At 58.6% G+C, this 26,656-nt stretch carries 25 protein-coding genes; 18 read left to right on the top strand and 7 right to left on the bottom strand.

Annotated features, from left to right (window positions below; translation table 11 throughout):
- Positions 1–7 precede the first annotated feature (7 nt).
- From phnL to phnP, 5 genes are read left to right on the top strand one after another with little or no spacing between them, the layout of a single operon-like run.
- On the top strand, positions 8–688 hold the full coding sequence (phnL, locus tag ACOTX7_RS13035; RefSeq protein WP_047354125.1) for a phosphonate C-P lyase system protein PhnL: 681 nt from the start codon (positions 8–10) through the stop codon (positions 686–688).
- Entirely contained in the window at positions 685–1,821 is a 1,137-nt protein-coding gene (phnM, locus tag ACOTX7_RS13030) for an alpha-D-ribose 1-methylphosphonate 5-triphosphate diphosphatase (RefSeq protein WP_221256795.1), read from the top strand. The genes phnL and phnM overlap by 4 nt, the downstream gene beginning before the upstream one ends.
- Entirely contained in the window at positions 1,818–2,369 is a 552-nt protein-coding gene (gene phnN / locus ACOTX7_RS13025) for a ribose 1,5-bisphosphokinase (RefSeq protein WP_214592572.1), read from the top strand. The genes phnM and phnN overlap by 4 nt, the downstream gene beginning before the upstream one ends.
- Positions 2,362–2,796, top strand: a complete 435-nt coding sequence (gene phnO, locus ACOTX7_RS13020) for an aminoalkylphosphonate N-acetyltransferase (protein ID WP_006810443.1) — start codon at positions 2,362–2,364, stop codon at positions 2,794–2,796. The genes phnN and phnO overlap by 8 nt, the downstream gene beginning before the upstream one ends.
- 9 nt (positions 2,797–2,805) lie before the next feature.
- Entirely contained in the window at positions 2,806–3,564 is a 759-nt protein-coding gene (phnP, locus tag ACOTX7_RS13015) for a phosphonate metabolism protein PhnP (protein WP_000059797.1), read from the top strand.
- A 58-nt stretch (positions 3,565–3,622) separates the two neighbouring features.
- Here the strand turns inward: phnP and yjdP are convergent, their stop codons facing one another.
- Both yjdP and ACOTX7_RS13005 read right to left on the bottom strand, forming a co-directional pair.
- Positions 3,623–3,943 carry a DDRRRQL repeat protein YjdP gene (yjdP, locus tag ACOTX7_RS13010; protein ID WP_006810445.1) on the bottom strand — a complete coding sequence of 107 codons (321 nt, stop codon included), beginning with the start codon at positions 3,941–3,943 and terminating at the stop codon, positions 3,623–3,625.
- A 69-nt stretch (positions 3,944–4,012) separates the two neighbouring features.
- The gene (locus ACOTX7_RS13005) at positions 4,013–6,292 is read right to left on the bottom strand and encodes an ATP-binding protein (RefSeq protein ID WP_221813575.1); all 2,280 of its coding nucleotides are present in this window, start codon (positions 6,290–6,292) and stop codon (positions 4,013–4,015) included.
- 125 nt (positions 6,293–6,417) lie between these two features.
- Here ACOTX7_RS13005 and ACOTX7_RS13000 point away from each other — a divergent pair, with 125 nt between their 5' ends.
- The 6 genes from ACOTX7_RS13000 to ACOTX7_RS12975 all read left to right on the top strand — a co-directional run bounded on the left by ACOTX7_RS13000 (position 6,418) and on the right by ACOTX7_RS12975 (position 12,558).
- A complete protein-coding gene (locus ACOTX7_RS13000; RefSeq protein WP_221256793.1) occupies positions 6,418–7,938 on the top strand; it encodes a sugar ABC transporter ATP-binding protein in 1,521 nt (506 codons plus the stop codon).
- Positions 7,935–8,930, top strand: a complete 996-nt coding sequence (locus tag ACOTX7_RS12995; protein WP_006810448.1) for an ABC transporter permease subunit — start codon at positions 7,935–7,937, stop codon at positions 8,928–8,930. Before ACOTX7_RS13000 ends, ACOTX7_RS12995 begins: the two co-directional genes overlap by 4 nt.
- A gap of 28 nt (positions 8,931–8,958) precedes the next feature.
- Positions 8,959–9,900 (top strand): ABC transporter substrate-binding protein, encoded by a 942-nt coding sequence (locus ACOTX7_RS12990; protein WP_221256792.1) that lies wholly within the window; start codon positions 8,959–8,961, stop codon positions 9,898–9,900.
- 81 nt (positions 9,901–9,981) lie between these two features.
- Positions 9,982–10,668: a D-lyxose/D-mannose family sugar isomerase gene (locus ACOTX7_RS12985; protein ID WP_221256791.1), complete on the top strand. Its 687-nt coding sequence runs from the start codon at positions 9,982–9,984 to the stop codon at positions 10,666–10,668.
- Between the two features lie 10 nt (positions 10,669–10,678).
- Positions 10,679–11,539, top strand: a complete 861-nt coding sequence (locus ACOTX7_RS12980; RefSeq protein ID WP_221256790.1) for a ketose 1,6-bisphosphate aldolase — start codon at positions 10,679–10,681, stop codon at positions 11,537–11,539.
- Entirely contained in the window at positions 11,539–12,558 is a 1,020-nt protein-coding gene (locus tag ACOTX7_RS12975; RefSeq protein WP_006810452.1) for a carbohydrate kinase family protein, read from the top strand. The genes ACOTX7_RS12980 and ACOTX7_RS12975 overlap by 1 nt, the downstream gene beginning before the upstream one ends.
- On the opposite strand, the gene ACOTX7_RS12970 is transcribed toward ACOTX7_RS12975, so the two are convergent.
- A complete protein-coding gene (locus ACOTX7_RS12970) occupies positions 12,540–13,271 on the bottom strand; it encodes a response regulator (RefSeq protein ID WP_205922830.1) in 732 nt (243 codons plus the stop codon). The genes ACOTX7_RS12975 and ACOTX7_RS12970 overlap by 19 nt on opposite strands.
- 256 nt (positions 13,272–13,527) lie before the next feature.
- Between ACOTX7_RS12970 and fdhF the strand changes: the two genes are divergently transcribed.
- The 3 genes from fdhF (at position 13,528) to ACOTX7_RS12955 (ending at position 16,945) form a co-directional block, all read left to right on the top strand.
- Complete coding sequence (gene fdhF / locus ACOTX7_RS12965; RefSeq protein ID WP_221256789.1) at positions 13,528–15,675, top strand: formate dehydrogenase subunit alpha; 2,148 nt, start codon at positions 13,528–13,530, stop codon at positions 15,673–15,675.
- 321 nt (positions 15,676–15,996) lie between these two features.
- Positions 15,997–16,149 (top strand): Hok/Gef family protein, encoded by a 153-nt coding sequence (locus ACOTX7_RS12960; protein ID WP_221257196.1) that lies wholly within the window; start codon positions 15,997–15,999, stop codon positions 16,147–16,149.
- 121 nt (positions 16,150–16,270) lie between these two features.
- Positions 16,271–16,945 (top strand): tetratricopeptide repeat protein, encoded by a 675-nt coding sequence (locus ACOTX7_RS12955; protein WP_221256788.1) that lies wholly within the window; start codon positions 16,271–16,273, stop codon positions 16,943–16,945.
- 51 nt (positions 16,946–16,996) lie between these two features.
- On the opposite strand, the gene gltP is transcribed toward ACOTX7_RS12955, so the two are convergent.
- Positions 16,997–18,310 carry a glutamate/aspartate:proton symporter GltP gene (gene gltP / locus ACOTX7_RS12950; protein ID WP_006810458.1) on the bottom strand — a complete coding sequence of 438 codons (1,314 nt, stop codon included), beginning with the start codon at positions 18,308–18,310 and terminating at the stop codon, positions 16,997–16,999.
- Positions 18,311–18,732: 422 nt separating this feature from the next.
- Here gltP and acs point away from each other — a divergent pair, with 422 nt between their 5' ends.
- The 3 genes from acs to actP all read left to right on the top strand — a co-directional run bounded on the left by acs (position 18,733) and on the right by actP (position 22,785).
- The gene (acs, locus tag ACOTX7_RS12945; RefSeq protein ID WP_047354134.1) at positions 18,733–20,691 is read left to right on the top strand and encodes an acetate--CoA ligase; all 1,959 of its coding nucleotides are present in this window, start codon (positions 18,733–18,735) and stop codon (positions 20,689–20,691) included.
- Positions 20,692–20,824: 133 nt separating this feature from the next.
- Positions 20,825–21,139 (top strand): DUF485 domain-containing protein, encoded by a 315-nt coding sequence (locus tag ACOTX7_RS12940; protein ID WP_047354135.1) that lies wholly within the window; start codon positions 20,825–20,827, stop codon positions 21,137–21,139.
- Positions 21,136–22,785 carry a cation/acetate symporter ActP gene (actP, locus tag ACOTX7_RS12935; RefSeq protein ID WP_221256787.1) on the top strand — a complete coding sequence of 550 codons (1,650 nt, stop codon included), beginning with the start codon at positions 21,136–21,138 and terminating at the stop codon, positions 22,783–22,785. The genes ACOTX7_RS12940 and actP overlap by 4 nt, the downstream gene beginning before the upstream one ends.
- 33 nt (positions 22,786–22,818) lie before the next feature.
- Here the strand turns inward: actP and ACOTX7_RS12930 are convergent, their stop codons facing one another.
- Together ACOTX7_RS12930 and ACOTX7_RS12925 are read right to left on the bottom strand one after the other, a co-directional pair.
- On the bottom strand, positions 22,819–23,508 hold the full coding sequence (locus ACOTX7_RS12930; protein WP_205922833.1) for an LrgB family protein: 690 nt from the start codon (positions 23,506–23,508) through the stop codon (positions 22,819–22,821).
- Positions 23,501–23,911: a CidA/LrgA family protein gene (locus ACOTX7_RS12925; protein WP_125358852.1), complete on the bottom strand. Its 411-nt coding sequence runs from the start codon at positions 23,909–23,911 to the stop codon at positions 23,501–23,503. The genes ACOTX7_RS12930 and ACOTX7_RS12925 overlap by 8 nt, the downstream gene beginning before the upstream one ends.
- Before the next feature lie 102 nt (positions 23,912–24,013).
- On the opposite strand from ACOTX7_RS12925, the gene ACOTX7_RS12920 reads away from it, so the two are divergent.
- Entirely contained in the window at positions 24,014–24,901 is an 888-nt protein-coding gene (locus ACOTX7_RS12920) for a LysR family transcriptional regulator (RefSeq protein ID WP_221813576.1), read from the top strand.
- Positions 24,902–24,983: 82 nt separating this feature from the next.
- Here ACOTX7_RS12920 and ACOTX7_RS12915 read toward each other — a convergent pair whose 3' ends face one another.
- The gene (locus ACOTX7_RS12915) at positions 24,984–26,630 is read right to left on the bottom strand and encodes a Na+/H+ antiporter (protein ID WP_006810465.1); all 1,647 of its coding nucleotides are present in this window, start codon (positions 26,628–26,630) and stop codon (positions 24,984–24,986) included.
- Positions 26,631–26,656: the final 26 nt, after the last annotated feature.

Here is a 26,656-nt window from a genome sequence, read left to right as displayed (position 1 = left end):
GGCCAAAATGATCCACGTTGAAAATGTCAGTAAGACCTTTGTGCTCCACCAGCAAAACGGCGTACGCCTGTCGGTATTGCAAAACGCCTCGTTAGAGGTGAATCAGGGCGAATGCGTGGTGCTGCACGGCCACTCCGGCAGCGGGAAATCCACCCTGCTGCGCTCCCTGTATGCCAACTATCTGCCAGACGAAGGCCATATCCATATTCGCCATAACAATGAATGGGTTGATCTGGTGCAGGCCCCCGCGCGCAAGGTGCTGGAAGTGCGCCGTACAACGATCGGTTGGGTCAGCCAGTTCCTGCGGGTGATCCCGCGGATCTCCGCCCTGGACGTGGTCATGCAACCCCTGCTGGATCTCGGCGTACCGCGCGAAACCTGCGCCTCTAAAGCCGCCAGCCTGCTGACGCGCCTCAACGTACCGGAGCGTCTGTGGCACCTCGCCCCGTCGACCTTTTCCGGCGGCGAACAGCAGCGCGTCAACATCGCCCGCGGGTTTATCGTCGACTACCCGATTTTACTCCTGGATGAACCCACCGCCTCGCTCGACAGTAAAAACAGCGCAGCGGTGATGGATCTGATCGAACAGGCCAAAGCGCGCGGCGCGGCGATCGTCGGGATCTTCCACGACGAAACCGTACGCAGCCGCGTGGCAGACAGACTGCACCCGATGGGGACACACGTATGATTATCAATAACGTCAGGCTGGTGCTGGAAAACGAGGTGGTTGGCGGCTCAATCGAGATCCAGGACGGCGTCATCCGCGCCTTTGCCGAAACCCAGAGCCGCTCACCGGAAGCGATGGACGGCGAAGGCGGCTGGCTGCTGCCGGGGCTGATTGAGCTGCATACCGATAACCTCGATAAATTCTTCACCCCGCGCCCGAAGGTCGACTGGCCCGCGCATTCAGCCATGAGCAGCCACGACGCGCTGATGGTCGCCAGCGGCATCACCACGGTGCTGGACGCGGTGGCGATCGGCGACGTGCGCGACGGCGGCGACCGTCTTGAGAACCTGGAGAAGATGATCAACGCCGTGGAGGAGACGCAAAAGCGCGGTCTCAACCGCGCCGAGCACCGTCTGCACCTGCGCTGCGAGCTGCCGCACCACACCACCCTGCCGCTGTTTGAAAAGCTGGTGGGCCGCGAGCCGGTCTCGCTGGTCTCCCTGATGGACCACTCGCCGGGGCAGCGCCAGTTCGCCAACATTGAAAAGTATCGTGAATACTATCAGGGCAAATACGCGCTCAACGATGCCGAGATGGCACGCTACGAGGAAGAACAGCTTCAGCTTGCGGCGCGGTGGTCGCAGCCGAATCGCCTCTCCATTGCCGCGATGTGCCGTGACCGCAACATTGCCCTGGCCAGCCATGATGACGCCACGCACGACCATGTTCGTGAATCCCACCAGCTTGGCAGCGTGATCGCTGAATTTCCCACCACGTTCGAGGCGGCAGAGGCATCCCGCAAGCATGGCATGAACGTGCTGATGGGAGCGCCGAACATCGTGCGCGGCGGGTCGCACTCCGGCAACGTGGCGGCAAGCAAGCTCGCCTCCCTCGGCCTGCTGGATATCCTTTCGTCCGACTACTACCCCGCCAGCCTGCTGGACGCGGCGTTCCGGGTGGCGGACGACGAAGGCAACCGCTTCACGCTGCCGCAGGCGATCCGTCTGGTGACGAAAAACCCGGCCAGCGCGCTTAATCTTCACGATCGCGGTGAAATTGCCGAGGGGAAACGGGCCGATCTGGTGCTGGCGCACCGTAAGGGCGAGCACGTACATATCGACCACGTCTGGCGTCAGGGAAAAAGGGCGTTCTGATGGGAAGACTCATCTGGTTAATGGGCCCGTCCGGCTCCGGGAAGGACAGCCTGCTGTCGGCGTTACGGCAGCGGGAACATACACAGCTGCTGGTGGCGCACCGCTATATCACGCGCGATGCTAACGCCGGGAGTGAGAACCATATCGCCCTGAGCGAGCAGGAGTTTTTTACCCGCGCCGGACAAAACCTGCTGGCGCTAAGCTGGCATGCCAACGGCTACTACTATGGCGTCGGCATTGAGATCGACCTCTGGCTGCACGCGGGGTTCGACGTACTGGTTAACGGCTCGCGGGCGCATCTCCCGCAGGCTCGCGCCCGGTACGAAGCGGCGCTGCTCCCGGTCTGTTTGCAGGTTTCTCCGGACGTTCTGCGTAGCAGGCTGCAAACGCGGGGGCGCGAAAACGCGCGCGAGATCGACCAGCGCCTGGAACGCGCGGCGCGCTACACCCCGTCGGGTTGTCACGTCCTCAATAACGATGGAAGTTTGCTACAGTCAGTCGAGACCTTTTTATCGCTTATTCGCCAGAAGGAGAAACAGCATGCCTGACTGCCAGCTTCGCCCCGCCACCGCCGACGATGCGCCGATCGTTTACGCTCTGATCTGCGAACTTAAGCAGGCAGAGTTCGATCATCAGGCGTTTCACGCCGGATATCTGGCCAACTTGCAGGATCACAATATGCGCTACCAGCTGGCCGAGCTGGACGGGCAGATCATCGGTATGATCGGCCTGCATATGCAGTTTCACCTGCACCACGCCCGCTGGATCGGCGAGATCCAGGAGCTGGTGGTGATGCCGCAGGCGCGCGGATTGAAAGTGGGTAGCCAGCTGCTGGCCTGGGCAGAGGAGATCGCGCGTCAGGCTGGTGCCGAGCTGACCGAACTGTCCACCAGCGTGAAGCGCGTGGACGCACACCGTTTTTATGTTCGTGAAGGGTATACGCAGAGCCATTTTCGCTTCACCAAACCGCTGTAGAGGTGCGTTATGAGTCTGACGATCACGCTGACAGGAACCGGAGGGGCGCAGCTGGTGCCGGTGTTTGGCTGCGACTGTGCGGCGTGCCGACGGGCACGTTTGCAGGAAAATTATCGCCGTCGCCCCTGTAGCGCGGCGGTCAAATTCAACGATGCGGTCACCTTGCTGGACGCGGGTATTCCCCACCTGATGGACGACTGGCCCGCGGGGAGTTTCAGGCAGTTTTTGCTCACCCATTATCATATGGATCACGTTCAGGGGCTGTTCCCCCTGCGCTGGGGCGTGGGGGCGACCATTCCGGTTTACGGTCCGCCGGACGACGCAGGCTGTGACGACCTGTTCAAACATCCGGGTCTTCTGGATTTCAGCCACACGGTCGAGCCATTCGTGATGTTTGAACTTCAGGGCTTGCGGGTTACGCCGCTGCCGCTCAATCATTCAAAGCTGACCTTCGGCTATCTGCTGGAGTCCGCCCACAGCCGCGTCGCGTGGCTTTCTGATACCGCCGGGCTACCGGATAAAACGGTGACGTTTCTGCTTAACAACCAGCCGCAGGCGATGATTATCGACTGTAGCCATGAACCACGCCCGGAGACGCCGCGCAACCATTGCGATTTGAATACGGTGATTGCGCTGAATAAGGTGATTGGCTGTCCGCAGGTGATCCTGACGCACATCAGCCATCAGTTTGACGTGTGGATGATGGAGAACCCGCTGCCGTCCGGCATTGAAGCGGGCTATGACGGGATGGTGCTGGTGCTGGATTAGGTTTTGCCGGGTGGCGGCTGCGCCTTACCCGGCCTGTGCGTTACGATACCGGGGTTTACTACCGATCGTAATCGTCCTCTAACCGGCGCTCATCCTCTTCTAAGCGACGACGATCGTCATCCAGCTGGCGCTGACGCTCGTCTAAACGCTGGCGTCGATCTTCTAACTGCCGACGACGATCGTCGTACTGTCGACTGTCGGTTTGACGGCTGCGATCGTAACGATCGTCGTCATCGTCATTACGGCTGCTGCCGGGGTTATAGGCGTCGTTGATCGCCTGCTGAATATTGCCAATGGCATCATCAATCACATCGGCATGCGCCAGTTGGCTGGTTAAAGTCAGCAGACCTAATAACAGAGCGGTAGAGTAACGTTTCATAAGGCCAGACTCGCAGGTGAACTGGCCTTAAAGTAATGAATGGCTGTTCGCTGGGGTAGCGGAGGAATCTCAAATTACCATCACCTTACGCAGCGCCTGCGCCAGCTGTGCGCGGGTGAACGGCTTTCGCAGTAACTGAACCTCCGGCAGCTGCGGGTTATGCGCCGGACGTAAATCCTGCCCGCTGATCAGCAGAACCGGCAACTGCGGATAGTGGCTGCGCACATGGTCGATGACCTCCGCACCGCTCAGGCCGCCCGGCAACATCAGGTCGCTGATAAACATGCCGATATCCGGCGACGCGTCCAGCATGTTTAGCGCCTGCTCGCCGTTTTCGGCTTCAAGCGTCAGGTAGCCAAGCTGGTGCAGTTGCTCGCACAGGGTCTGACGCACACCCGCCTCATCTTCCAGAACCAGCACAAGCAGCTCACTTTCTGCCGGGGCCGTGGTCACCAGCACAGCATCATCGGAGAACGCGGGCAGCGTCGAGCGCGGCAGCTGGAGCCGCACGGTGGTTCCCTGCCCTGGCGCGCTTTCGATCTCAACGCGACCACCCGACTGGCGCACAAAGCCGTACACCATCGACAGCCCTAACCCGCTGCCGCTGCCGGTCTGTTTGGTGGTGAAGAACGGTTCAAAGACCTGCGATTTCACCTCCTGCGACATCCCGCAGCCGTGGTCAATCACCTCCAGCGCCACCATATCCTGTCTTCGCCCGTCGCTGCGGGTCACGCGCTGGTTCCAGGTGCGGATTTTAATCACACCGTTCTGCCCCTCCATTGCATCGCGCGCGTTCATTACCAGGTTGATAATGGCGTTTTCCAGCTGGCTGACGTCGATCCATGCGGGCCATGCCGGGGTTTGCGCTTCAATATCCAGCGTCAGCGTGGCGGGAAGCGAGTGCCGCATCAGCTCGCTCAGGTTCTCCAGCAGCGGCTTCATCTCTACCGCATGTGGATGCAGGGCCTGCTTGCGCGAGAAAGCCAGCAGGCGCTGGGTGAGCATGGCGCCGCGTTCCGCGGCTTTTAACGCACGGGTGATGCGCGGCGCGTCCGGTGATGATGAATCGGTCAGCTCCAGACTGCCGATAATCACCGCCAGCAGGTTATTAAAATCATGCGCCAGCCCGCCCGTCAGTTGCCCTACCGCCTTCATTTTTTGGCTGTGCAGTAGCGCCTCCTCCAGCCCCTGACGTTCGATGCGGTCGATCTCCATCTGCGTGGTTTTCTGTTTCAGCAGGCGCGTTGTGTGTTCAAGCGAGGCGGTGTTGCGGGCAAAAACGTTAAACGCGCGCGCCAGTTCCCCCAGCTCATCACGCCGCTGTAGCGCGGGCACCGACACATCCTGCTCGCCGTGAGCGAGACGCGACATTGCCCTTGAGATAGCCGTCAGGTTGGAGCCAAGATTACGGTAAATATACCAGCAGGCACAGCCGGTGATGATCAGCGCCAGCACCGCGAAAACGCTGATAAACACGCTGATGGACCGCAGCTCCTGGTGGCTTTGGCCGGTACGCAGCCGGGAGGCCTGTGCCACCTGTTCGACATACTGATTAATGTCGCGGTTTAATATCGCCACCAGCGCCTTGATGTGGAACATATACCAGCTGATGGACAGATCGCTCTCCTCCAGCTGCTTCGACAGTGGCGCGAGCTTGCGCAGCTCATCATTAAAATCCGGAAGCACCTGGTTGACCACCGGTTGCAGGGCGCTCGCGGGTAACCCCGCTTTTACTGCATCCAGTTGCTGCACCGTGGCGCGCGGTGAAGGGGTATCGATAGCGGCAACGATCAGCCTGTCCATCTCTGCAAGCTGCCTGGCATCTGGCACATTGCTCGCGTAACGGCGGTTGATATCCTGCAAATGACGCAGATAGCTTTGGCTTTGATACAGCGCGCTGAGTAGCGCGTTACGCTCCAGATGCCGTTTTTGCCCGCGTTCCAGCATGCCCGTCACGCTCTGCTGTAACTCATTGCTCCTGCGAATAATACGCGCCACCAGCGCTGGCTCCAGCTGTGCCAGCGGCGCATCGGCAAGCTGCTCCAGCGAGTGGCGCAGCGCCATCTGCGTCTGTTTCAGCCGTTCGGCTTCGCCTTTGTACTCCAGCGCACCGACCACCTGCGACAGCCGCACCGCCGCCGTTGCCACATTCGCGGTATCACGGGCGAGGTTCATGCTGCCGGTCATGTCATCCAGCGTTTGCTGTTGGACCTGCTCCTGGATCTGGCTGGCGTGACGAAAGCCGAGCACCGCCACGCCGCTGACCATCAGCGTTACCGCCACCACCAGCAGGTTAAATATCAGCAGGCGACCGCGGGCGCTGGTGAAGAACGGGGGGCGTGAAGACATGTTGACTCCGTAACTGTGATCCACATTCGCTATTCATAACTATGACAAATATGAACAGCTTCTGACATTTTGCATTTACGCGCCTGTGATGAAGTGCAGATATCGACATTCACAGGAGATCCGCCATGAGCAGAACCCCGGTTTTAGAGATGCGCCACATTGCCAAAACCTTTGGCAATTTCCACGCGCTCAAGGGTGTGGATTTGACGGTTTTCCCCGGTGAGATCCACGCGCTGATGGGAGAAAACGGCGCCGGGAAAAGCACGCTGATGAAGATCCTCGCAGGCGCGTATACCGCCAGCAGCGGCGAGATCCTCATCGACGGTCAGCCGTTTCACATCAAAGGCCCGAAAGATGCGCTGGCCGCAGGTATTACCCTGATTTACCAGGAGATGCAGCTTGCTCCGAACCTGACCGTGGCGGAAAACATTTTTCTTGGCAGCGAGCTGTCGCGCGGCGGGCTGGTGCAGCGCAAAGAGATGGCCGCCCAGGCGCAGGCGGTGATTGACCGCCTCGGCGCGCAGTTCAGCGCCACCGACCTGGTCATGAAGCTGACCATCGCCGAACAGCAGCAGGTGGAGATCGCCCGCGCACTGCACCGCAACAGCCGCATTCTGGTGATGGACGAACCCACCGCCGCCCTCTCCTCCCGCGAAACCCACCGCCTGTTCGAACTGATTTTGCGCCTGCGCGATGAAGGGATGGCGATTATCTACATCAGCCACCGCATGGCGGAAGTGTATGAACTCTCTGACCGCGTCAGCGTGCTGCGCGACGGGCAATACGTCGGCAGCCTGACGCGCGATAAGCTCAACGCGTCAGAACTGGTGCGCATGATGGTGGGCCGTCCGTTAAGCGATCTGTTTAACAAAGAGCGCGATATTCCGCTCGGCAGCCCGCGTCTTAACGTGCACCACCTCACGGATGGCAAAAAAGTACAGCCGTGCAGTTTGCAGGTGCGCTCCGGCGAAATCGTCGGGCTGGCGGGGCTGGTCGGGGCCGGGCGTTCCGAGCTGGCGCAGCTGATTTTCGGCGTGCGCAAAGCTACCGGCGGCATGATTGAGGTGGACGGCGAACCGGTGGTGATCCACTCCCCGCGCGCGGCCATTGAAAACGGCATCGGTTTTCTTACCGAGAACCGCAAGGAGCAGGGGCTGTTTCTGGAGCTGGCGGCGCAGGAGAACATCACCATGGCGACGCTGGAGCGCGACGCCACCTTCGGCTGGCTGAACCGCAAAAAAGCGCAGTCCATTTCCGATGACGCCATCGCCCTGCTCAACATCCGCGTGCCCCATTCTCAGGTGCGGGCGGGCGGACTTTCGGGCGGCAACCAGCAAAAGCTGCTGATCTCCCGCTGGGTGGCGATTGGCCCGCGCATTCTGATTCTGGACGAGCCGACGCGTGGGGTGGACGTCGGCGCGAAAAGCGAGATCTACCGCATCATGAACCAGATGGCGCGCAAGGGCGTGGCGATTATGATGATCTCCAGCGAACTGCCGGAAGTGGTGGGGATGAGCGACCGGGTGTACGTGATGCGGGAAGGCAGTATTGCGGGCGAGCTTCACGGGCGCGACATCTCTCAGGAAAACATTATGACGCTGGCAACCGGCGTAAACGACACACATCATCAGGCGGTGCAATCATGACAACTCCAACCCATCCGCAGCAGGTGGCGAAATCCGCCTCCGCCAAAAAAATGCTGATGAGCGATCTGATGCAAACGATCGGCATTTTGCCGATTTTAATCCTGATTGTGGCGGTATTTGGCTTTATCGCCCCCAACTTCTTCACCGAAAGCAACCTGCTGAACATTACCCGACAGGCGTCAATCAACATCGTACTGGCGGCCGGGATGACCTTCATCATCTTAACCGGCGGGATTGACCTCTCCGTTGGCTCGATTCTGGGCACCACGGCGGTGGCGGCGATGGTGGTGTCGCTCATTCCTGAATTTGCCATGCTCTCCATTCCGGCGGCGTTGATGCTCGGCATGGTGCTGGGCCTGTTCAACGGCGCGCTGGTGGCCTTCGCCGGGCTGCCGCCGTTTATCGTCACGCTCGGCACCTATACGGCGCTGCGCGGCGCGGCCTACCTGCTGGCGGACGGCACCACGGTGATTAACTCCAACATCAGCTTCGAGTGGATCGGTAATAACTATCTTGGCCCCGTACCGTGGCTGGTGGTGATAGCCCTGGCGGTGATTGTGGTGTGCTGGTTTATTCTGCGTCGCACCACCCTCGGCGTTCATATCTACGCGGTCGGCGGCAATATGCAGGCGGCACGCTTAACCGGCATCAAGGTCTGGCTGGTGCTGCTGTTTGTCTACGGCATGAGCGGCCTGCTCTCGGGCTTAGGCGGGGTGATGAGCGCCTCGCGCCTCTACAGCGCCAACGGCAACCTCGGCACGGGTTACGAGCTGGATGCGATTGCGGCGGTGATCCTCGGCGGCACCAGCTTCGTCGGCGGGATCGGCACGATCACCGGCACGCTGGTCGGGGCATTGATCATCGCCACCCTCAACAACGGCATGACGCTGATGGGCGTCTCCTACTTCTGGCAGCTGGTGATCAAAGGGGCGGTGATCATCATTGCGGTGCTGATCGACAAATACCGTACCCGACACCATCAAAGTGCATAACAACAATACCCTACGTGAGGAATACAGCATGAGATTGAAGCCCTTAGTGACCGCGCTCTGTGCTGGCGCGCTGCTGGCCGCAACCCCGTTTGCGCAGGCAAAAGATCTGAAGTCCATCGGCGTGACGGTGGGAGACCTGGCTAACCCGTTCTTCGTGCAGATCACCAAAGGCGCCGAGCTGGAAGCGCGCAAGCTGGCGGGCGATAACGTCAAAGTGACGCTGGTCTCCAGCGGGTACGATCTGGGCCAGCAGGTGTCGCAGATCGATAACTTTATCGCCGCGAAGGTGGACATGATCATCCTCAACGCCGCGGATTCCAAAGGGATCGGCCCGGCGGTGAAGCGCGCTAAAGAGGCGGGGATCGTGGTCGTCGCGGTGGACGTGGCGGCCGAAGGGGCCGATGCGACCATCACCTCCGATAACACCCAGGCGGGGGAGGTGGCCTGTAAGTACATTACCGACCGCCTGAAAGGTAAAGGCAACGTGGTGATCATCAACGGACCGCCGGTGTCTGCGGTGCAGAACCGCGTGGAAGGCTGTCAGACCGAGTTTAAACGCCATCCGGACATCAAGGTGCTCTCGGACAACCAGAACGCCAAAGGCAGCCGTGAAGGCGGGCTGGAAGTGATGACCTCCCTGCTGGCGGCCAATCCGAAGATCGACGGCGTATTCGCAATTAACGATCCGACCGCGATCGGCGCCGATCTGGCGGCGAAACAGGCCCAGCGCAACGAGTTCTTTATTGTCGGCGTGGACGGTTCCCCGGACGGTGAAGAGGCGCTGAAGCGCGAAAACTCCCTGTTTGTGGCGACCCCGGCGCAGGATCCGCAGGTAATGGCGGCGAAGGCGGTGGAGATCGGCTATGACATTCTTCAAGGCAAACCCGCGCCGAAAGAGCCAGTGCTGATCCCGGTGACGATGATCGATAAAAAGAACGTCGGCACGTATAAGGGGTGGACGGTTAAATAACACCCCTCACCCTAACCCTCTCCCCAAAGGGGAGAGGGCTGGGGTGAGGGGTACATTTTGCATGTAACTTAAGGAGTCCCCATGAAACGCTCCGACATCAATGAAATCCTCGGCCACACGCGGCAATTTTTTTCGATGCACGACGTGCATCTCCCCCCGTTTGCCAGCTTTCCGCCCACAAAATGGCAGCAGCTTGACCAGGCCGCATGGCAGGAGGTGTTTGACCTCAGGCTTGGCTGGGACGTGACGGCGTTTGGCGGTAACAATTTTGCCGCACAGGGGCTAACGCTGTTCACCCTGCGCAACGGATCCCCCAACGGGGTGCCCTATGAAAAAGGCTACGCCGAAAAAATCATGCACGTTCGCGACGGCCAGGTGACGCCGATGCATTTCCACTGGCGCAAGCGGGAAGACATCATTAACCGGGGCGGCGGGAATCTGATTATTGAGTTATGGAATGCCGGGATGCATGAGGAGACCGAAAACACTGACGTGACCGTTACCGTTGACGGCTGTCGTCAGACGCACGCACCCGGTAGCCATCTGCGCCTCACGCCAGGGGAGAGCATCTGCCTGACGCCCGGCCTGTATCACAGCTTCTGGGGAGAACGCGGCTTTGGTGATGTGCTGGTGGGCGAAGTGTCGTCGGTGAATGACGACGAGCACGACAACCACTTTTTACAGCCCATTGCCCGCTATAACGACATAGAAGAAGACGAACCGGCGGTGCTGGTGCTGTGCAACGAGTACACCCTCTTTCGAATATAAGGAGTGAACGATGCCACTGATTTCTCTTGCCGACGGTCTGGCACACGCCAGGGAACACCGCTACGCCCTGGGCGCATTTAACGTGCTCGACTCCCATTTTCTCCGCGCGCTGTTTGCCGCCGCAAAGCAGGAACGCGCGCCGTTTATCATTAACATCGCGGAAGTGCATTTTAAGTACGTATCGCTGGAGTCACTGGTGGAAGCGGTGAAATTCGAAGCCGCCCGTCACGATATTCCCGTGGTGCTGAACCTCGACCATGGCCTGCATTTCGAGGCGGTGGTGCGCGCCCTGCGCTTAGGATTTAGCTCGGTGATGTTCGACGGCTCGACGCTGAGCTATGAGGAAAACATCCGCCAGACCCGGGAAGTGGTGAAGATGTGCCACGCGGTGGGCGTCTCGGTGGAGGCGGAGCTGGGTGCGGTCGGCGGGGATGAGGGCGGCGCGCTGTACGGGCATGCGGATGAAGCGTTCTTTACCGACCCGCAGCTGGCGCGCGAGTTTGTCGACTCAACCGGTATCGACGCGCTGGCGGTCGCCATCGGTAACGCGCACGGCAAATACAAAGGCGAGCCGAAGCTTGATTTCCCGCGGCTGGACGCTATTCGTCAGCAGACGGGCCTGCCGCTGGTTTTACACGGCGGCTCTGGCATCAGCGATGCTGATTTCCGCCGCGCCATCGAGCTGGGTATTCATAAAATCAATTTTTACACCGGCATGTCGCAGGCCGCACTCGCCGCCGTCGAGCAGCGCATGGCGAACCGCCAGGCGCTGTACGATGAGTTTGCCGAACTGCTGCTGGGCATTGAAGAGGCGATTACCGATACGGTCGCGGAGCAGATGCGCATCTTCGGCAGCGCGGGGCAGGCATAATGGAACGCAAAGGGATCATCGCCGCAGGCAATATGCTGGTGGATCATGTTCACCAGATCGTACAGTGGCCGGAACGCGGCTGGCTGGCGGAAATCACCCACAGCGAACGCTCAACCGGCGGTGCGCCGCTCAACGTTCTGCTGACGCTGGCGAAAATGCACGTCGGCCTGCCGTTGCAGGCGGTGGGGCTGATTGGGGAAGACGGCGACGGAGACTATATTCTGGCGATGCTCGACCAGTATCACGTCAACCGCCAGCGGGTGCAGCGCACGACGTTCGCCCCGACCTCTATGTCGCAGGTGATGACCGACCCCAGCGGACAGCGCACCTTTTTCCACTCGCCGGGTGCTAACCGCCTGTTGGATCTTCCCGCCTTCGATCGTTTAGACGGATCGCTGAAGATCTTCCATCTCGGCTACCTGCTGCTGCTCGACAGCCTGGACATGCCGGATGAGGAGTTTGGCACCCGCAGCGCGCGGCTGCTGGCACAGATGCGCGATCAGGGGTATGAAACCTCGCTCGATCTGGTGTCCCGCAAGGGCGACCCGCGCTATCAGCCGCTGGTGCTCCCTGCCCTGCGCCATCTTGATTATCTGGTGATTAACGAACTGGAAGCCGGTGAGTTCAGCGGGCTTGAGATCCGCGACGACCACGATGCGCTGAACATGGCTCATATCGCCGACGCTGCCGCACAGCTGTTGGCGGCAGGCGTGCGGCAGCGGGTGGTGATCCACTGCCCGGAAGGGGCATGGGGTGAAGCGCCAGGTGAAGAAGGGCAATGGGTTCCGTCGTGGAGGCTGGAGCAGAACGAAATTATCGGCAGCGTCGGCGCGGGCGACGCGTTTTGCGCGGGCTTTTTATACGGCTGCCACGAATCTCTGCCGCTGACGGAGAGTATTTATCTGGCGCACGCCTGCGCGCGGGCCAGCCTGCTGGCGGCCAATGCAATTGACGGCGCGAAAACGCTGGCCGAGCTTCAGGCGTTTATTCAGGAGAACGGTCAGGCGGCTTTCTCATGATGGGAAACGTCCGCGGCAAAAACATAGCCCAGACCGCGAATGGTTTTGATCAACAGAGGCTGGTGCGGATTGACCTCAATTTTTCGCCGCAGCCGCATGATCAACACGTCGATCGTGCGGTCAAAGACTTCGGCGCTTTCGCTGTGGGTCAGCTCCAGCAGCTGTTCACGGCTCAGTACCCGGCGGGCGTTTTGCGTTAATGCCAGCAGCAGGCCGTATTCGCCCTGGGTTAACGGCACGGTGTTACGCTGCGGATCGCTCAGCTCGCAGCGGGTGGTATCCAGTGTCCAGCCGTTAAAGGCAATACCTTCAACGCGCGGCGCGGCAGGCTCCGCGTCCAGTGCGCCGGTACGACGTAGCACCGCCTTAACGCGGGCGACCACCACGCGCGGATTGAACGGTTTTCCGATGTAATCATCAGCGCCCATTTCCAGCCCGACGACCACATCTGATTCACTTCCCAGCCCCGTCAGCATCACCACCGGTAGCGCCGGACGCCGCTTTTGCAGTTGCAGCAAAACCTGTAATCCATTGATATCCGGCAGCATCATGTCCAGCAGGACCAGCGCAATTCCGGGATCCTGCTGGACACGGTTTACCGCGTCCTGACCGGTGTGACACGTCAGCACGGTAAAGACGTGCTCGCTGAGCACATCCTGTAGCAGTTCGCAGACTGCGACATCATCATCAACCACCAGAATCGCCGGTTTCATCGCATGCTTCCGTCAGGGAATTATGTTAAGTCTGAACCATTCTGCCGTCGGCTCCAGCCGAATTGTTTTTTACGTGACGGAAATTCAAGCCATGTCACATCCCCTGCCCTTTCGACACGTCAATTTTGACGATTGGCTGTTTTTCGTCAGGGTTTTGCCTCGCAAAGGGTCGTAAAGTCAGGAAATACCCATACTAAAAACATGGCATAGAAGCTGCATATTGGGCAGGTAAGAACTGTTTAACTGGAGCAAAGTGATGAAAAAAGTCGTCACGGTTTGCCCGTATTGTGCCTCAGGTTGCAAGATCCACCTGGTGGTCGATAACGGCAAAATCGTCCGGGCGGAAGCGGCGCAGGGTAAAACCAATCAGGGCACGCTGTGCCTGAAAGGGTATTACGGCTGGGATTTTATTAACGATACCCAAATCCTCACGCCGCGCCTGAAAACCCCCATGATCCGCCGCGAGCGCGGCGGCAAGCTGGAAGCCGTCTCCTGGAATGAAGCGCTGGATTATGTCGCCACGCGCCTGAGCGCCATCAAGGCCAAGTATGGCCCGGATGCGATTCAGACTACCGGCTCCTCACGCGGAACCGGGAATGAAACCAACTATGTGATGCAAAAATTCGCGCGCGCCGTTATTGGTACCAATAACGTCGACTGCTGCGCTCGCGTCTGACACGGCCCATCGGTTGCAGGTCTGCACCAGTCGGTCGGTAACGGCGCAATGAGTAATGCCATCAACGAGATAGATAACACCGATCTGGTGTTCATCTTTGGCTATAACCCGGCGGATTCTCACCCTATCGTCGCGAATCACGTTATTCGCGCCAAACAGAACGGGGCGAAAATCATCGTCTGCGATCCGCGCAAAATCGAAACCGCGCGCATTGCGGATATGCACATCGCACTGAAAAACGGCTCGAATATCGCGCTGTTGAATGCGATGGGGCACGTCATTATTGAGGAGAACCTGTACGACCAGGCATTTGTCGCGAGCCGGACGGAAGGGTTTGAAGAGTATCGGAAAATCGTCGAAGGCTACACGCCGGAGTCGGTAGAGGCGATAACCGGCGTCAGCGCGCAGGAGATCCGCCAGGCGGCGCGGATGTACGCCGGGGCGAAAACCGCCGCCATCCTGTGGGGCATGGGCGTGACCCAGTTCTACCAGGGCGTGGAAACCGTGCGCTCGCTCACCAGCCTCGCGATGCTGACCGGGAATCTGGGTAAAGCGCATGTCGGCGTGAACCCGGTGCGGGGTCAGAATAACGTGCAGGGCGCGTGCGACATGGGCGCGCTGCCGGACACCTATCCGGGCTACCAGTACGTCAAATTCCCGGAAAACCGCGAGAAATTCGCGAAGGCCTGGGGCGTGGAGAGCCTGCCGGAACACACCGGATATCGCATCAGCGAGCTGCCGCACCGCGCGGCGCACGGTGAAGTGCGTGCGGCCTACATCATGGGTGAAGATCCGCTCCAGACCGACGCCGAGCTGTCTGCGGTGCGCAAAGGCTTTGAGGATCTGGAGCTGGTGATTGTCCAGGACATCTTCATGACCAAAACCGCGGCGGCGGCGGATGTGATTCTGCCATCGACCTCCTGGGGCGAGCATGAAGGTGTCTATACGGCAGCAGACCGCGGCTTCCAGCGCTTCTTTAAAGCGGTCGAGCCGAAGTGGGATCTGAAAACCGACTGGCAGATCATCAGCGAAATCGCCACCCGCATGGGCTACCCGATGCACTACAACAACACCCAGGAGATCTGGGACGAGTTGCGACATCTGTGCCCGGACTTTTATGGGGCAACCTATGAAAAAATGGGTGAGCTGGGCTACATCCAGTGGCCGTGCCGGGATGAGTCAGAGGCCGACCAGGGGACGTCATACCTCTTTAAAGAGAAGTTCGACACCCCGAACGGACTGGCGCAGTTCTTTACCTGCGACTGGGTTGCGCCAATCGACAAACTCACCGACGAGTATCCGATGGTGCTCTCCACCGTGCGCGAAGTGGGCCACTACTCCTGTCGTTCCATGACCGGCAACTGCGCCGCGCTGGCGGCGCTGGCGGATGAACCGGGCTACGCGCAGATCTACACCGCCGATGCCGAACGGCTCGGTATTGAAGATGAAGCGCTGGTGTGGGTGAACTCGCGTAAAGGCCGCATCATTACGCGTGCACAGGTCAGCGACCGTCCGAACAAAGGGGCGGTCTACATGACCTACCAGTGGTGGATTGGCGCCTGTAACGAGCTGGTGACGGAGAACTTAAGCCCGATAACCAAAACGCCGGAGTATAAATACTGCGCCGTAAACGTAGAGCCAATCGCGGATCAACACGCTGCGGAACAGTATGTGATCGACGAATATAACAAGCTGAAAGCCCGCCTGCGTGAAAGCGCAATGGGGTGATGCTGTTATTTAATCGCTGACTCAATGGGGTGAAATATTCACCCCATTTTTATTTCTGGCATCGCTATTAATTATATCTATATATATTTCTGAAGGCGTCTCGCAGAAAAAATGTAATTCACGCGAAAATAAATTACATCTTTGCATTTTAATTCAGAGGGATAAGATAAGCGGCGGGTGCTTAAGACTTTCTGTCTTGAGCATTGTTGAGGGACAGAAAGTGGAAAGCCCCGGGAAATTTGCATTTACCCGAGGCTACCCCTCAACAACCAACAGGTTGAGAGTAGCCTCTTATTCTTTTTTTCACAAGGAGTAAAAGGCATGACGCCATTAAAAACTGAGCTGGGCATGGTCTTTATTATTTGCCTGACGATAGTGATCTTTACCTTTATTACTCGCGGTAAGTTATGTGAGTTTTCAATAAAGGGTGAACATCAGGAGGTGGCGGCGAAATTAGCCTGTCACGCAGGCTAACCTCTTCGGGCGGAACAGCGGTTCCGCCCGGCTTGTAGGATGCTGAGGTCTTAACGCACCCGTTTTTTTCTTCTGTCGCCGCGATTATACTGCGCGGCATGTACCCAGATGATAAGAATCCATGAAACCCATTTTTCTGTTGTTGTTATTTTTCACCGCGTTTACCCATGCCGATGAGATAGGCAGCCAGTATAAAAAGCAGGCTGAATCGGGCGATGCGCGCGCGCAGTATTATCTTGCTGATACGTACTTCAGCTCCGGTGACAGAAAGCAGGCCGCGCTGTGGGCCGAGAAAGCCGCGAAAGGCGGTGATGTCGACGCCATGGGGTTGCTATCGCAGATCCTCTTTACGCAGGGGGATTACGCTCAGGCTAAAGCGCTGGCGCAGCAGGCCACTATCGCAGGCAGCAAGCGCGGCACGATTATGCTGGCGCGCATTCTGGTGAATACGGAGGCGGGTAAAACCGACTACCCGCAGGCCATCACACTGCTGCAATCAGCGACCGAAGATATCGATAGCGACTCGGCGGTAGATGCGCAACAGCTGCTTGGGCTGATCTATGCCAACGGCGTTGAAGTCCCTCAGGATGACGTGCAGGCCGCGGCGTGGTTCAAGCGAAGCTCGGCCCTTTCCCGGACGGGCTATGCGGAATACTGGGCAGGAATGCTGTTCAGGCAGGGTGAGAAAGGCTTTATTACACCGAATAAACAGAAAGCGCTTTACTGGTTAAACCTGAGCTGTACCGAAGGGTTTGATACCGGGTGTGAAGAGTTTGATGCGTTAAGCGGGGAGTAAAATCCCCTCACCCTAACCCTCTCCCCAAAGGGGAGAGGGAAAATAGTTACATCACTGGTCAGCCGTTTTATCAAAACGACCCAGCACCTCACGTTCATACGCCAGCGCTTTTTTACGGTCGAACTTGTGTTCCCACTTGGAGATAACCAGCACCGCCAGCGCATTCCCCACCACGTTCAGCGCGGTACGCGCCATATCGAGGATACGGTCCACACCGGCGATAAACGCCAGGCCTTCCAGCGGAATACCGACGCTGCCCAGCGTCGCCAGCAGCACCACGAAGGAGACGCCCGGCACGCCTGCAATACCTTTGGACGTCACCATCAGGGTCAGCACCAGCACGATCTCCTGCCACAGCGACAGGTCAATGCCGTACAGCTGCGCGATAAAGATAGCGGCGATACTCTGGTACAGCGTTGAACCATCCAGGTTAAAGGAGTAGCCGGTTGGCACCACAAAGCTGGTGATGGACGCCGGTGCACCGTAGGCCTCCATCTTCTCAATGATACGCGGCAGCACGCTCTCGGAGCTTGCCGTGGAGTACGCCAGAATCAGCTCATCTTTCAGGATGCGGATCAGGATCCAGATGCTCAGCCCGCACAGGCGCGCCACAATGCCCAGCACCACCAGCGCGAAGAACAGGATGGCAAAGTGCACCAGAATTACCAGCTTCGCCAGCGGCCACAGGGAAGCAAAACCGAAGTTCGCCACGGTCACGGCAATCAACGCGAATACCCCGACCGGCGCATAGCGCATCACCATGTGGGTCACTTTAAACATGGTTTCGGAGACAGAGCGGAACACGGTGACCAGCGGTTCACGGTGCGTCGCAGGCAGGGAAGAAAGCCCCAGACCAAACAGCACCGAGAAGAAGATGATCGGCAGCATCTCGCCCTTCGCCATGGACGCGATAATGTTGGTCGGCACCAGCGACAGGATAGTGCCCATCAGACCGTGCGCATGGCTCTGCACGTCTGCGGTGGTGCTTTGGTATTTCGAAATATCCACCGTCGCCAGCTGCGACATATCGATCCCGGCCCCTGGCTGGAACACATTCGCCAGAGTGATGCCAAGAATGATGGCAACCGTGGTGATCACTTCGAAATAAAGAATGGTTTTCACACCGATGCGGCCTAACTGTTTCGCATCACCTACCCCGGCAATACCGACCACCAGCGTCGAGATCACAATCGGCACAACAATCATCTTGATCAGATGAATAAAGATGTCCCCTGCCGGAGAGAGCAGGTTCGCAATCAGCCACTCGCGGCTGTCGCTATGATAATGGAGATAACTGCCCAGCATAATGCCCAGCACAAGGGCCAGCAGGATCTGCCAGGCCAGGCTGACTTTCAAATTTTTCATAAAAACTGACTTCCTCAATGAATCTCCGCACCATCAAAACTGCATGAATATGGAGACATACTGAAAGGGTATGAATTGTGTTGCGTTGGTTTATGGGATTTTTTAACGCGGCGTATGAGTATCATTTGCACGGCATGCTGCGCAAGCCTTAAAGAACAAGGCATTTCACTGCAAAAAAGGTCAGTGACGGTAATTTATAACAATTCGCATAAATAACCATTTGTTATACAAAATATTTTCACTTCAAAAAAGTGAATAATTCTTCTGGTGAATTATTTACCTTCAAAGATTCATTCGCTCAATTTTCATACTCTTCAGACAATGCGTGATCTGTCGCCCAAATACTAAACAAAGCTTGTAAAGCCCCTACTATTAACGTTTTTGCGACATATTATTAACATCTTACAAGGAGAAAAAAAGCCATGAGCCAAATACACAAACACGACATTCCCGCAAACATTGCGGACCGTTGCCTGATAAGCCCGGAGCAGTACCAGGAGAAGTATCAGCAATCCATTTCCAGCCCTGACGCGTTCTGGGGTGAACAGGGTCACATCCTCGACTGGATCAAACCTTATCAGAAGGTCAAGAACACCTCTTTCGCGCCGGGCAATGTCTCCATTAAATGGTATGAAGACGGCACGCTGAACCTGGCGGCGAACTGCCTGGACCGTCATCTTGCCGAACGCGGCAACGAAACGGCCATTATCTGGGAAGGCGACGATGCCTCTCAGAGCAAACACATCTCCTATAAAGAACTGCATCGCGACGTCTGCCGCTTCGCCAACGTGCTGCTGGCCCAGGGCATCAAAAAAGGCGACGTGGTGGCGATCTATATGCCGATGGTGCCGGAAGCTGCGGTGGCTATGCTGGCCTGCGCGCGCATCGGTGCGATCCACTCCGTTATCTTCGGCGGCTTTTCTCCTGAAGCGGTTGCCGGGCGCATCGTTGACTCGAATTCGAAGCTGGTGATCACCGCTGACGAAGGCGTGCGCGCCGGGCGCGGCATTCCGCTGAAGAAAAACGTCGATGAAGCGCTGAAAAACCCGAACGTAACATCCATCAATAACGTCATTGTCCTCAAGCGCACAGGCGGCAAGATTGACTGGCACGAGGGGCGAGACCTGTGGTGGAGCGATCTGATTGAGAACGCCAGCGACCAGCATCAGCCGGAAGAGATGAACGCGGAAGATCCGCTGTTTATCCTTTATACCTCCGGCTCCACCGGCAAGCCGAAAGGCGTACTGCACACCACCGGCGGCTATCTGGTTTACGCAGCCACCACCTTTAAATACGTCTTCGACTACCATCCGGGCGACATCTACTGGTGCACCGCCGACGTGGGCTGGGTCACCGGTCACAGCTACCTGCTGTATGGCCCGCTGGCCTGCGGCGCAACGACGCTGATGTTTGAAGGCGTACCGAACTGGCCAACGCCAGCGCGTATGTGTCAGGTGGTCGACAAGCACCAGGTCAACATTCTCTACACCGCGCCAACGGCAATCCGTGCGCTGATGGCGGAGGGCGATAAGGCCATCGAAGGGACCGACCGCTCTTCCCTGCGCATCCTCGGTTCCGTGGGTGAGCCGATCAACCCGGAAGCCTGGGAGTGGTACTGGAAGAAAATCGGTAACGAGAAATGCCCGGTGATGGACACCTGGTGGCAGACCGAAACCGGCGGCTTCATGATCACCCCGATGCCGGGCGCGACACAGCTGAAGGCCGGTTCGGCCACCCGTCCGTTCTTCGGCGTGCAGCCTGCGCTGGTGGATAACGAAGGCAACCCGCAGGAAGGAGCCACCGAGGGCAACCTGGTGATCGTCGATTCCTGGCCGGGCCAGGCGCGTACCCTGTTCGGTGACCACGAGCGGTTCGAGCAGACCTACTTCTCGACCTTCAAAAACATGTACTTCAGCGGCGACGGCGCGCGCCGGGACGAAGACGGTTATTACTGGATCACCGGGCGCGTGGACGACGTGCTGAACGTCTCCGGCCACCGTCTGGGCACGGCGGAGATTGAGTCCGCGCTGGTGTCGCATCCGAAGATTGCCGAAGCGGCGGTTGTCGGCATTCCGCACAACATCAAAGGTCAGGCGATCTACGCCTACGTCACGCTGAACCACGGCGAAGAGCCGTCGCCAGAGCTGTATACCGAGGTGCGCAACTGGGTACGTAAAGAGATTGGCCCGCTTGCCACGCCGGACGTGCTGCACTGGACCGACTCGCTGCCGAAAACCCGCTCCGGGAAAATTATGCGTCGTATTCTGCGCAAAATCGCGGCGGGCGACACCAGTAACCTCGGTGATACCTCAACGCTTGCGGATCCTGGCGTGGTGGACAAACTGCTCGAAGAGAAGCAGGCCATCGCAATGCCTTCATAATTTTTTCTCCCTCTCCCCCTGGGAGAGGGCCGGGGTGAGGGCATCAGACCGCACCTTCCTCCCCTCACCCTAACCCTCTCCCCAAAGGGGAGAGGGGATAAAACAAACCAACCTTACTTCTGGAGACTCTGTGATGAATAACGATATTTGTCAGCAGATAGAGAATAGTGCGCACTACAGGGAGCTCGTCGATAAACGGCAACGGTTTGCCTTCATCCTTTCCATCATCATGCTGGTGATTTACGTCGGCTTTATTATGCTCATCGCCTTTGCTCCGCAGTGGCTCGGTACACCGCTGCACGCGGGAACCAGCGTCACGCGCGGCATTCCGATTGGCATTGGCGTGATTGTGATTTCGTTTGTGCTGACGGGTGTGTACGTCTGGCGCGCCAACGGTGAATTCGATCGTCTTAATAAAGAAGTTCTGCGCGAGGTAAAAGCATCATGAAGCGAGTCCTGACGGCGCTAGCCGCCACACTTCCCTTTGCCGCACACGCGGCAGATGCCATTACCGGCGAAGTCCAGCGCCAGCCTACCAACTGGCAGGCGATTATCATGTTCCTGATTTTCGTGGTGCTGACGCTCTATATCACATACTGGGCGTCGAAACGCGTACGCTCCCGTAACGATTACTACACCGCGGGCGGCAACATTACCGGCTTTCAGAACGGGCTGGCGATTGCGGGGGACTTTATGTCCGCCGCCTCGTTCCTCGGGATCTCCGCGCTGGTTTACACCTCCGGCTATGACGGCCTGATCTACTCCCTCGGCTTCCTCGTGGGGTGGCCGATCATTCTGTTCCTGATTGCCGAGCGCCTGCGTAACCTTGGCCGCTACACCTTTGCGGACGTGGCTTCATACCGCCTGAAACAAGGCCCTATCCGCATGCTCTCTGCCTGCGGTTCGCTGGTGGTCGTGGCCCTTTACCTGATTGCCCAGATGGTGGGAGCAGGCAAGCTGATCGAGCTGCTGTTCGGCCTGAACTACCACGTCGCGGTGGTGCTGGTAGGGGTGCTGATGGTGATGTACGTCCTGTTCGGCGGTATGCTGGCAACGACCTGGGTGCAGATCATCAAAGCCGTACTGCTGCTGTTCGGCGCGAGCTTTATGGCCTTTATGGTGATGAAGCACGTCGGCTTTAGCTTCAATAATCTGTTTACCGAAGCCATGTCAGTACACCCGAAAGGGGAAGCGATCATGAGCCCGGGCGGGCTGGTGAAAGACCCGATATCCGCGCTCTCGCTCGGCCTCGGCCTGATGTTCGGTACCGCTGGCCTGCCGCACATTCTGATGCGCTTCTTTACGGTGTCAGATGCGCGTGAAGCGCGTAAGAGCGTCTTCTACGCCACCGGCTTTATGGGTTACTTCTATATCCTGACCTTTATCATCGGCTTCGGCGCAATCATGCTGGTGGGGGCGAACCCGGCGTTTAAAGACGCGGCGGGCGCGCTGATTGGCGGTAACAACATGGCGGCGGTGCACCTGGCCGACGCGGTGGGCGGCAACCTGTTCCTCGGCTTTATCTCTGCCGTGGCCTTCGCCACCATCCTCGCGGTGGTCGCCGGGCTGACGCTGGCAGGCGCGTCTGCGGTATCGCATGACTTCTACGCCAACGTTTTCCGCAAAGGCGCGAGCGAACGCGATGAGCTGAAGGTCTCCAAAATCACCGTGCTGGTGCTGGGCGTTGTGGCGATTCTGTTAGGCATTCTGTTCGAGAAGCAGAACATCGCCTTTATGGTGGGGCTGGCCTTCTCAATTGCGGCAAGCTGTAACTTCCCAATCATTCTGCTCTCCATGTACTGGTCCAAACTGACCACCCGTGGGGCGATGATTGGCGGCTGGCTGGGCCTGCTGACGGCGGTAATTCTGATGATCCTCGGCCCGACCATCTGGGTGCAGATCCTCGGTCACGAAAGCGCCATCTTCCCTTACGAGTACCCGGCGCTGTTCTCCATTGCCGTGGCGTTTATCGGGATCTGGATCTTCTCGGCCACCGACAATTCGCCGGAGGGTAACCTGGAGCGTGAGAAATTCCGCGCCCAGTTTATCCGTTCACAGACCGGCCTGGGCGTTGAGCAGGGCCGCGCGCACTAAGCCTTTTCTCCCCGGTCGCTCTGGCCGGGGAGCTTAAAACATCACCCACGCCACCAGCGGCGCAATCAGCACCATCGTGATGCCCGAGAGCATCATCACCAGGCTTGCGACAACGCCCTCCTGCTGTCCCAGCTCATACGAACGTGCCGTCCCCGCCCCGTGCGACGCCGCGCCAAATCCCGCCCCTTTCGCCATCCCTTCGCGAATGGAAAGCCGCAGGAACAGCACATCCCCCACCGCCATGCCGAAGACGCCCGTCACCACCACAAACAGCGCCACCAGATCCGGCTGCCCGCCGAGCGGTTTTGCAGCCGCCAGCGCAAACGGGGTGGTCACCGAACGCACCGCCAGGCTGCGCTGAATTTCATCCGACAGCGTAAACAGCCGCGCCAGCCAGACCGAGCTGCACACCGCCACCACCGTGGCGGTAATCACGCCCGCGCTAAGCGACATCCAGTGGCGTTTGATAATAGCGAGATTGTCATAAACGGGGACGGCGAAGGCGATGGTCGCCGGACCGAGCAGCCACAACAGCCAGTGGGACTCACCGATATAGTTCTGCCAGGAGATATGACCGAAGACCAGCATCAGCACCAGCAGGATCGGCGTAAAGACCAGCGGCATCAGCGGGAGCGCGCGAAAACGGCGATACAGGCGCTTGTTGGCAAAGTAGATGACGACGGTCGCAATCAGGCACAGCACGCTTATCTGAAAGTTAGTCATGCGTCTGCCTGCTGATTTCAAAGCGATACACTTTATCCACCACCCAGGCGGTGGCACCCAGCACCATCAGCGTGCTCAGGGCAATAACCGCAAAGATGCGCCAGCCGTCAACCATCAGCAGCTGCGCATAGTTCACCACCGCCACCACCGCAGGAACAAAGAACAACAGCATCTCCGCCAGCAGCCAGCGCGCCCCGGCGCGGACCCAGCGAAGGGGGATCACGCGGCACAGGATGAGCGTCAGCATCAGCACCATGCCGACAAGGTTGGCAGGCAGCGGAAGATGCAGCCAGCCGACAAGATATTCCGCGAAAACAAACAGTCCCGCGTAGAGCAGTACCTGAACCGGTACCTGGAGTCGTTGCACAACGGCAGGCGTAACACGGCTTAACGCCACGGCCATGGGGGTTTTCCTCAGAAATGAGACGAGGCGCCAGTATAGTGAGCGCACGGTATGGACTGAAATGAATTAAAATCATCGAAGGTATAGTTTCGAGGAATAATCATGGACATAAGAACGCTGCGCTATTTTGTCGAGGTGGTTCGCCAGCAAAGTTTTACCCGCGCAGCGGAGAAGTTGTTCGTTACCCAGCCGACCATTAGCAAGATGCTGAAAAACCTGGAAGATGAGCTGAACTGTACCCTGCTGATCCGCGACGGACGCAAGCTGCTGCTGACCGATACCGGGCGCGTGGTGTTCGAGCGCGGGCTGGCCATTCTGGCGGAGTTCCGCCAGCTGGAGGCCGAGCTTGGTGACATCAACCACCTGACCAAAGGGCTGCTGCGGCTCGGCATTCCGCCGATGGTCGGTATGATGATGGCCGGGCCGATCAGCCTGTTTCGCCAGCGCTATCCCGGCGTTGAGCTAAAAATTTCTGAATTTGGTGGCCTGACCGTGCAGCAGGCGGTGATGAACGGTGAACTGGACGTGGCGATGACCGCCCTTCCCGTGGAGGAGGAGAGCGGCCTGGCGACGCTACCACTGTTCAGCCACCCGCTGTGCGTACTGGTGCCCCGCTCCGGCGACTGGCTGAAAACAGACTCGGTGAAGCCCGAGCTTCTCGGCGAGCATCCCCTGCTGATTTACAACGAAGACTTCGCCTTAAGTCGCCAGCTGATGGCGCTGTTTAACCAGCACAACGTGAAGCCGCGCATTGCGGTACGCAGCGGCCAGTGGGATTTTCTGGCGGCGATGGTACAGGCGGGCGTGGGGATTGCCATTCTGCCGCAGCCGATCTGCGAGCGGCTGGATAAAAACACGCTGCGCTGGATCCCGCTGGAGAGTGACCTGCACTGGCAGTTAGGAATGATATGGCGTGAAGGTGTCTATCTTTCGCACAGCGCAGAGGCGTGGCTGCAATGTTGTGAGGGGTTTTGGGTGCGATCTGAATAGTGCCGGGTGGCGGCTTCGCCTTACCCGGCCTACGGTTCAAACGTAGGCCCGGTAAGCGCAGCGCCACCGGGCAATTACAGCACTACTGATTCTCTATTAACAACGCTTCCAGCAGATCCAGATCGTGCAGCAGCTTTTGCAGCGTCTCGTTGCTGATCTGTCGCGTGGCGCGCAGGTGATACAGCTCGGCACGCTCGGAGCGCAGCGCCGCCAGGCGGAAACGGCGTTCGAGGTTCTCTTCCTGCAACGAACTCTCCACGTCGTTACGTCCGTCGGCACGACGACGTAAATTACCGATCACGCGTGAACTGACTTCCTTCAGCAGCTGGTTATCAATGTTCTCTTCGGCATCGGCGGCCAGACGCTCCTCCATCTTCTCGATGGCGACAATCGCCACTTCCGCCGTCGCCGCGCGGGCAATCCGCTCTTCTTTGTGCTGTTGCGAGGAGTCACCCGCGTCAATATGTTGCAGCAGAATCGGCAACATAATCACGCCGACAAACAGCGAGAAGAGGATCACGCCCGCCGCCAGGAATACCAGCTCGTAGCGCGCCGGGAAGACGTCGCCCGTCGGCAGCAGCAGCGGAATGGAGAGCACACCAGCGAGGGTAATCGCCCCGCGTACGCCCGCGAAAGAGGCAATCAGCAGCTCACGCGTGGTCCAGGAGCCGAACTCCATCGGCTTTTTCGTCAGGAAGCGAACGCTGAACTTTTTCATCGTCCACAGCCAGCCGAAACGCACCAGCATCAGCGCCATGTAGATCAGCACGATATCGGTAAACAGCATCCAGACTTCAACGTTTGGATCCGCCTCCGCTGCAATCAGCGACGATTCCATAATGCCCGGCAGTTGCAGGCCCAACAGCAGGAACACCATGCCGTTAAACACAAACTCAAGCATTGCCCAGGTGCTGTTCGCACGCAGGCGCATCGCCAGCGGCGCGCGGCGCATGACGCCGGAGCGGGTGATGGTCATCCCTGCCGCGACCGCTGCCAGAATGCCCGACACGCCGATGTGTTCGGCAATCAGATAAGAGGCAAACGGCAGCAGGAACAGCAGGACGATCTGCGTCGCCGGTTCATCGCCCCCCCAGCGGCTGAGGAAGCGCAGCGAGCGTCCGTACAGCCAGCTCACCACGAAGCCCGCAAGGATACCGCCAATCGCCACCTTGAAGAATTCCAGCGTTGCGCCGCCGATGGTAAAGACCATGGTGCCCATGGCAACTGCCACGGCAAACTTCAGGGCCACCAGACCGGAGGCGTCGTTCATCAGCGCCTCGCCCTGCAAAATGCCCATAATTTTCTTTGGAATGCGCCCTTCGCCCACAATGCCGGACAGCGCCACGGCGTCGGTAGGCGACAGCACGGCGGCCAGCGCAAAAGCGGGTATAAGCGGGATCCCCGGTACGGCCCAGTAGATCAGGAAACCAATCCCAACCACGGTGACGACTACCAGCGCCAGCGCCAGACCGAAGATCTCGCGCCCGTGCTCAAGGAATTCGCGCGTGGGGGTTTTCCAGCCATCGGCAAACAGCAGCGGCGGGATAAACAGCACGAGGAACAGTTCCGGATCGAACTCCACGTGCAGACCGAACGTCGGCCACGCCAGCAGCGCACCGATAGCTATTTGCATTAAAGGCAGGGGGACCTGGAAGGGCAGTACGCGTGTAACCACCCCGGATAACGAGACCACAAGGGTCATGATGAGTATTGTGAAGAAAATTTCCATGCGTTCCCTGTTTGCTGTGTTTCTTA

This window comes from Enterobacter cloacae complex sp. IR5418, from assembly GCF_049238105.1.
GTDB classification, from domain to species: Bacteria; Pseudomonadota; Gammaproteobacteria; order Enterobacterales; family Enterobacteriaceae; genus Enterobacter; species Enterobacter hormaechei.
The sequence above is the reverse complement of the archived record's forward strand: the minus strand, read 5'-3'. Positions and strand labels throughout refer to the sequence as shown.

What these genes read in the sequence shown, in the direction of transcription:
- phnL (WP_047354125.1), top strand. Translation starts at nt 8, where the DNA reads ATGATCCACGTTGAAAATGTCAGTAAGACCTTTGTGCTCCACCAGCAA.
- phnM (WP_221256795.1), top strand. Translation starts at nt 685, where the DNA reads ATGATTATCAATAACGTCAGGCTGGTGCTGGAAAACGAGGTGGTTGGC.
- phnO (WP_006810443.1), top strand. Translation starts at nt 2,362, where the DNA reads ATGCCTGACTGCCAGCTTCGCCCCGCCACCGCCGACGATGCGCCGATC.
- phnP (WP_000059797.1), top strand. Translation starts at nt 2,806, where the DNA reads ATGAGTCTGACGATCACGCTGACAGGAACCGGAGGGGCGCAGCTGGTG.
- yjdP (WP_006810445.1), bottom strand. Translation starts at nt 3,943, where the DNA reads ATGAAACGTTACTCTACCGCTCTGTTATTAGGTCTGCTGACTTTAACC.
- ACOTX7_RS13005 (WP_221813575.1), bottom strand. Translation starts at nt 6,292, where the DNA reads ATGTCTTCACGCCCCCCGTTCTTCACCAGCGCCCGCGGTCGCCTGCTG.
- ACOTX7_RS13000 (WP_221256793.1), top strand. Translation starts at nt 6,418, where the DNA reads ATGAGCAGAACCCCGGTTTTAGAGATGCGCCACATTGCCAAAACCTTT.
- ACOTX7_RS12995 (WP_006810448.1), top strand. Translation starts at nt 7,935, where the DNA reads ATGACAACTCCAACCCATCCGCAGCAGGTGGCGAAATCCGCCTCCGCC.
- ACOTX7_RS12990 (WP_221256792.1), top strand. Translation starts at nt 8,959, where the DNA reads ATGAGATTGAAGCCCTTAGTGACCGCGCTCTGTGCTGGCGCGCTGCTG.
- ACOTX7_RS12985 (WP_221256791.1), top strand. Translation starts at nt 9,982, where the DNA reads ATGAAACGCTCCGACATCAATGAAATCCTCGGCCACACGCGGCAATTT.
- ACOTX7_RS12980 (WP_221256790.1), top strand. Translation starts at nt 10,679, where the DNA reads ATGCCACTGATTTCTCTTGCCGACGGTCTGGCACACGCCAGGGAACAC.
- ACOTX7_RS12975 (WP_006810452.1), top strand. Translation starts at nt 11,539, where the DNA reads ATGGAACGCAAAGGGATCATCGCCGCAGGCAATATGCTGGTGGATCAT.
- ACOTX7_RS12970 (WP_205922830.1), bottom strand. Translation starts at nt 13,271, where the DNA reads ATGAAACCGGCGATTCTGGTGGTTGATGATGATGTCGCAGTCTGCGAA.
- ACOTX7_RS12960 (WP_221257196.1), top strand. Translation starts at nt 15,997, where the DNA reads ATGACGCCATTAAAAACTGAGCTGGGCATGGTCTTTATTATTTGCCTG.
- ACOTX7_RS12955 (WP_221256788.1), top strand. Translation starts at nt 16,271, where the DNA reads ATGAAACCCATTTTTCTGTTGTTGTTATTTTTCACCGCGTTTACCCAT.
- gltP (WP_006810458.1), bottom strand. Translation starts at nt 18,310, where the DNA reads ATGAAAAATTTGAAAGTCAGCCTGGCCTGGCAGATCCTGCTGGCCCTT.
- acs (WP_047354134.1), top strand. Translation starts at nt 18,733, where the DNA reads ATGAGCCAAATACACAAACACGACATTCCCGCAAACATTGCGGACCGT.
- ACOTX7_RS12940 (WP_047354135.1), top strand. Translation starts at nt 20,825, where the DNA reads ATGAATAACGATATTTGTCAGCAGATAGAGAATAGTGCGCACTACAGG.
- actP (WP_221256787.1), top strand. Translation starts at nt 21,136, where the DNA reads ATGAAGCGAGTCCTGACGGCGCTAGCCGCCACACTTCCCTTTGCCGCA.
- ACOTX7_RS12930 (WP_205922833.1), bottom strand. Translation starts at nt 23,508, where the DNA reads ATGACTAACTTTCAGATAAGCGTGCTGTGCCTGATTGCGACCGTCGTC.
- ACOTX7_RS12925 (WP_125358852.1), bottom strand. Translation starts at nt 23,911, where the DNA reads ATGGCCGTGGCGTTAAGCCGTGTTACGCCTGCCGTTGTGCAACGACTC.
- ACOTX7_RS12920 (WP_221813576.1), top strand. Translation starts at nt 24,014, where the DNA reads ATGGACATAAGAACGCTGCGCTATTTTGTCGAGGTGGTTCGCCAGCAA.
- ACOTX7_RS12915 (WP_006810465.1), bottom strand. Translation starts at nt 26,630, where the DNA reads ATGGAAATTTTCTTCACAATACTCATCATGACCCTTGTGGTCTCGTTA.